This is a genomic window from Endozoicomonas sp., from assembly GCF_051008435.1.
Taxonomy (GTDB): domain Bacteria; phylum Pseudomonadota; class Gammaproteobacteria; order Pseudomonadales; family Endozoicomonadaceae; genus Endozoicomonas_A.
The window spans coordinates 1-4331 of record NZ_JBPCXO010000017.1 but is presented as its reverse complement, the minus strand read 5'-3'; the positions used below and the strand labels follow the sequence as shown (position 1 = coordinate 4331).

At 45.3% G+C, this 4331-nt stretch carries 3 protein-coding genes and 3 pseudogenes; 5 read left to right on the top strand and 1 reads right to left on the bottom strand.

What is annotated here, in order from left to right:
* The 5 genes and pseudogenes from ACR2PX_RS00665 to ACR2PX_RS00645 all read left to right on the top strand — a co-directional run.
* The coding region (locus ACR2PX_RS00665; RefSeq protein ID WP_433997439.1) for a hypothetical protein at positions 1-287 on the top strand (287 nt) is incomplete at its 5' end.
* Between the two features lie 114 nt (positions 288-401).
* A pseudogene (locus tag ACR2PX_RS00660) lies at positions 402-1020 on the top strand (IS6 family transposase).
* 57 nt (positions 1021-1077) lie between these two features.
* Positions 1078-2322: a hypothetical protein gene (locus ACR2PX_RS00655; protein WP_433997438.1), complete on the top strand. Its 1245-nt coding sequence runs from the start codon at positions 1078-1080 to the stop codon at positions 2320-2322.
* 257 nt (positions 2323-2579) lie between these two features.
* A pseudogene (locus ACR2PX_RS00650) lies at positions 2580-2913 on the top strand (DUF4277 domain-containing protein); the annotation flags it as partial.
* A 112-nt stretch (positions 2914-3025) separates the two neighbouring features.
* Positions 3026-4183 carry an IS4 family transposase gene (locus tag ACR2PX_RS00645; protein WP_433997437.1) on the top strand — a complete coding sequence of 386 codons (1158 nt, stop codon included), beginning with the start codon at positions 3026-3028 and terminating at the stop codon, positions 4181-4183.
* A 20-nt stretch (positions 4184-4203) separates the two neighbouring features.
* Here ACR2PX_RS00645 and ACR2PX_RS00640 read toward each other — a convergent pair.
* Positions 4204-4331, bottom strand: a pseudogene (locus tag ACR2PX_RS00640) (IS701 family transposase); the annotation flags it as partial.

Sequence of the window (4331 nt, the reverse complement as noted above, 5' to 3'; positions counted from 1 at the left end):
GCATTGATCTTCTGCGTCTGTTTTACCCTTCTTTGGCGAATAACAAAAAATCAAAACCCTATTCTGTAGGTTTCATGCATTCAGGAGGTGAGAAACCTCTCTCTAATCAAGAAATCACGGATTCAGGTACTCGGCTACGAACCGAGCGGTCGAAGGTTCGACAAAATCGCCAGGAACGATTTTGGACACACTTTGGTAGCGATATGTGCGGGGAACGGTCGGCGAGTTTTTTTAAAAGATTTCTTTGTCTATTATTAAGCTTTCCAAAAGGTGATCAGAGGGCATGATGGGCTTTGATACAGAACTCACAGGATACAGAATGGGTTGTGTTGCAAAGTCATACCTTACCCAAAACGTGCTACCTTGATAGTCTGTCATTGCAATGCAGTTCAGTTCTCGCCATGGGTTTCTCCGGACGCCATTATCCCAAAGATCTTATCCTCCAGTCTGTCCGCTGGTACCTGCGATATAGCCTGAATTACCGGGACCTGGAAGAGATACTGGAGGAGCGTGGCGTCGAGATTGACCATACCACCCCGTACCGTTGGGTACAGAAGTACGCCCCACAGCTGGAAGCCGAACATCGTAAACGACGCAAGGTCTGTGGCATTTCCTGGCGAATGGACGAGACCTGCATCAAGGTGAAAGGTGAGTGGGTCTACCTTTACTGGGCCGTGGACAAGGAGGGCGACACCGTGGACTTCCTGTTAACCAGGAAGCGGGACCAATACCGCAGTGCTCAATGACCTGAATGAAGAGCAGGAAAAGGCTGGTGAGACAGGCATTGAGATCCGGCAGATCAAATACCTGAACAGCCTGGTAGAGCAGGATCACCGGAGGATCAAACAGCGGGCAAAGCCGATGCCGGGGTTCCAGAGTTTCAAGACTGCCCGGAGAATTCTGAAAGGGGTTGAGCTGTGCCATATGACCCGCATTAGTATGACAAAACCGAATCCACCAATGTCTGGGAATACTTTTATTCTCTGGCATCGTAATTGTTTTGAAGATAGGCCTTTATGATCTATCAAAATATTTGCAACGCGGAACCCAAATCACTCTCTGGCGGGATGGCAAAGGATGAAAAGAGACTACCTGAAACTATGGTTTATTGCGCTGATTTCTGTTTTTTCATTCCGGGTTGCAGAGAGTGAAGTAATCAGTTTCATCATCGAGCATGATTACCAGCCGCATGCGATAACCTATAAGATAAATGAATATTCTGTTCCTTTCTCTTTGCTGCGTATCACAAACCCTGCTGATGGAGCAGAGCTCTATGGCCTCAAACCCGAGGTTCCGGAAAATGTAAGACTTGATTTCAGAGTAAGATCAGGATCTCCTGATAATGATGCCACCATGGGGTTTGAAGACAATCCTGAAGCTATGCAGATTATAGAGAGAATAAACGCCTATATTAATGGTAACTACAGGAAGAGCTTTCATAAGTATGGTGCTGGAAAACTAAACTATGGGCTCAAAAGAGCAGGCTGGCTTCTGCAAGACATCAATCCTCACAAAAAATGGATTTCAACTCCCTGGAGTATTGTAGAAGAACTCTATTCTGGTGAAAAAAACCATGTGACAGGCTGTCTATGGGTTTTGGGGGATAGAAGGAAAGAAATTATAATTTCGTCAGTATTTTATCTTGACAGGGGGGTATATGTAGCCATCATGAATGATGGACTGGGATTTCTCAATGATGTTAGCTTTACACAAATGATATTAGACAGCCAGCAGATTGGACTGACTTGGCATAAATTGTCCTGCAGGCACATTGGCAGAACAAATGCGTATTACCTGCCGGCATTATTGGCGGGGTTTTCCGGTATAGCCGTCATCATTGTTTTGAAATACTGTTTTTTTTCCGGGTCGGGAAAGCCCTCCCCTGCAGGTGATTCGAACAAATCAGTAAGAAAACGCCAGCGACAGAGGAGGGGCGTCATGCAAGTCCAACTTCCCGATAACTGGCCATGCAATGCCCAACAAATTGTTTTATCCTTCCCTTTTCCCGATAGTTTCAATATCGAAGAGCTTAACGTGAAACAGGAGAAAACCACGGACCCTGAAGCAACAACACAAACCCAAAGCACAGATACCGATCCACAGAAAACGGCAAAGGATATAGCAATAGATATTCGGTGGGCGCTGAATAAGGCTTTCAGGACAGAAAATGCATCACAAGGGCTTAAGGATCAGCTTGAAATGCATGGTGCTGAAGTCATAAAGCAGGCGATTCAGGAGAATTCGTCTTTGCTGAGAAAAGTTCAAAAAATGGAACCTAATAGTTTTAAAGGCGAGTTAAAGCCACTGAAGGCATTGTTGTGATGGCTTCGGGCTGTCAATCAGATTTCGCACCATACCATCCGCTGTGCTATCTCTGTAGGGGACGAATAATCAGGTGAAAGTCATGCGTGTTTTCAGATCATACCCGGTAGGTCGATCCACCTTATACAGAACCACCACATCAATCTTACTGGTTTCAATATCTTTCATGAGTCTTTGTAACCGACATTCACCACCTAACCTGAGATTTTCCTGAAACCTGCTATTTATCAGATAAACAAATATCAGGAAATCGTCTTATGCCTCCTGTTCAATATCGCTCTCAGGCCATGGATCACCTCGGTCTGGTGGCTGGAATGTGCAAAGAGCTGGGAACTGCCGATCCTATCGACAAACGTGCACCCAAAATATCTGACGAATGGAACACTTCCTACGGTGAAGCCGTTGTTGCGATGATTATCAACAGCCTAGTTTCACGGGCCAGTCTCTCCACATGTTCCCCCAGTTCTTCGCCAATAAACCCCTCGACAAATCGATCAGAGACGGGATTGAGCCAGAGCATTTAAACGACAAAGTTCTAGGGAGGGCGTGGATGCACTCTTTAATCTAGATGTCAGTAAAGTCTATTTCGAGCCACTGCTGTCCGGTTAAAAAATTGGGAAAGCTTTAGAGAGCCCGTCCTTATTGCTTTGCGTAAGAATAGCGGTTGTCAAGACAGCTTTTCTGGCAAAACAAAAGGACAGGCATGAAGCATAATAACAATGTTTTTCAACAGTTGCTCAAGGCAATACCCCGCCACCCATTTCAAAAGGTCGTTGACCGACATAATGGAGACCACAGAGCCAGAAAGCTGTCGTGCTGGACACAGCTAGTCGCCATGATATTTGTGCCGCTTACCAGCCGGATATCCATCCGGGATTTGGTGGAAAACTTTAACGCCAACCACAATCACCATTATCATTTAGGGGTTTCCCAGATAAAGCGTTCGTCATTGTCTGATGCCAACAATCAGCGCTCTGCCAGCATTTTTACAGCAACTTTTTTCTTTCTGTTGCAAAAGGTCAGAAAACATCTGCCTCGTGGCGCGGCCAACGATATGGTTCGTCTGATTAATTCCACTACGATTGACTTGAACCTTAATCAGTTTGAGTGGGCGCATTTTCGGAAAACCAAAGGCGGCATAAAGCTTCACACGGTTTACGATCCTGATGCCGATACACCGACTTTTTTTGAACTGACCACTGCTAAAGTGAATGACCGCAAAGCCGCACAGAATCTGCCCATCATGGCAGGTGTTACCTACGTTTTTGATCGAGCCTATGATGATTACAGCTGGTACTACGAGATGACCAATCAAGGTACGCTTTTTGTTGGCAGGATGAAAAGCTCTGCTGTTTACACAGTCATTGAAACCCGTGAAATCACAGACGATTTTATCCTGGAAGATCAAGTCATCAGGCTCTCTTCAGATAAAGCTAGAAAGGACTGCCCAACGGATCTCAGACGAGTCAAAATTCGTCGGGAGGAAGACGGAAAATTACTGGTTTTTATCAGTAACGATCTTGATAGAACGGCTGCCGAGATCGCCGTTTTGTACAAATCACGTTGGCAGATCGAGTTATTTTTCAAGTGGATTAAGCAGAACCTGAAGATCAAACGGTTTATTGGCAGGAGCGAGAATGCGGTGAAAATCCAGATTTTGACCGCCATGATTGCGTATCTTTTACTGCGATTGGTTCAACTAAATTACCCAGTTAAATCAACCCTTCAACAAATAGCACGGAAGGTTAATCTGAACCTGATGGTGAGACGCTCTATCGCTGATTTATTAAGCGACCCTCCGGAGCAGAGAGCCTCTGTCACACCGCCGGTTCAGAATTTTTTGGAGCTAAAAAATGCTTAACCGGACAGTAGTGGTGCTATCTGCATTTTCTGAAGATAAACAAAACTCAATAGGCTGGCGAATATGTGATTTCTCACCGGTCGCTCACTGCGAACCTGAAAATGCTCGATATGGCAAACTTGTTTGATCGCTCTGTGATACTGCTCAA